We start from the raw sequence: 1,245 nt of genomic DNA on the forward strand, positions 1-1,245 counted from the left end.
TCGCGAGCCCTGCCGGTTTCGACCAGGATCTCGCGCTTGCCGGCGTGGTTGGCGGGGCCGACGATGCCTTCGTTCTCCATCCGCTCCATGATCGAGGCGGCGCGGTTGTAGCCGATCTGGAGACGGCGCTGGATATAGGAGGTCGAGGCCTTCTTGTCGCGCAGCACCACCGCCACCGCCTGGTCGTAAGGGTCGTCGCTCTCGGCCTGGCCCATGGCGCTCTTGTCGAAGACCGCGCCGTCCTCACCCTCGGCTGAGCCCTCCTCCTCCTCGGAGGTGACGGCCTCGAGATATTGCGGCCGGCCTTGCGTCTTGAGATGCGCGACGACCTTCTCGACCTCGGCGTCGGAGACGAAGGGGCCGTGGACGCGGGTGATGCGCCCGCCGCCGGCCATGTAGAGCATGTCGCCCTGGCCGAGCAGCTGCTCGGCGCCCTGCTCGCCCAGGATGGTGCGCGAGTCGATCTTGGAGGTGACCTGGAAGGAGATCCGGGTCGGGAAGTTCGCCTTGATCGTGCCGGTGATGACGTCGACCGAGGGGCGCTGCGTCGCCAGCACGACATGGATGCCGGCCGCACGCGCCATCTGCGCCAGGCGCTGGATCGTGCCCTCGATCTCCTTGCCGGCGACCATCATCAGATCGGCCATCTCGTCGACGATGACGACGATATAGGGCAGAGGCTCGAGGTCCATGACCTCCTCCTCATAGATCGCCTCGCCGGAATGCTTGTCGAAGCCGGTCTGCACGGTGCGGGTGATGACCTCGCCGGCCGCCTTCGCCTCGCCGACGCGGGCGTTGAAGCCGTCGATGTTGCGCACCGAGACCTTCGACATCTTCTTGTAGCGCTCCTCCATCTCGCGCACCGCCCATTTCAGGGCGACGACCGCCTTTTTCGGGTCGGTGACGACGGGCGTGAGCAGATGGGGAATGCCGTCATAGACGGAGAGTTCGAGCATCTTGGGATCGACCATGATCAGGCGGCACTCCTCCGGCTTCAGCCGGTAGAGCAGCGACAGGATCATGGTGTTGATCGCCACCGACTTGCCCGAGCCGGTGGTGCCGGCGACGAGCAGATGCGGCATGCGGGCGAGGTCGACGATCACCGGCTCGCCGCCGATGGTCTTGCCCAGCCCCAGCGCGAGCTTGTGCTTGGAGCTCTCGAAATCCTGGCTCGCCAGCAATTCGCGCAGGAAGACGGTCTCGCGCTTGGCATTGGGCAGTTCGATGCCGATGGCGTTCTTGCCC

General features: G+C 65.9%; 1 protein-coding gene. It reads right to left on the bottom strand.

Features of this window, described 5'->3' with window-relative positions; all coding sequences use genetic code 11:
- The coding region (locus CYD53_RS29760; RefSeq protein ID WP_281261281.1) for a DNA translocase FtsK at window positions 1–1,245 on the bottom strand (1,245 nt) is incomplete at both ends.

Origin of the sequence: Allobosea psychrotolerans, from assembly GCF_002917105.1 — a bacterium.
In the GTDB taxonomy this organism is placed as follows: Bacteria; Pseudomonadota; Alphaproteobacteria; order Rhizobiales; family Beijerinckiaceae; genus Allobosea; species Allobosea psychrotolerans.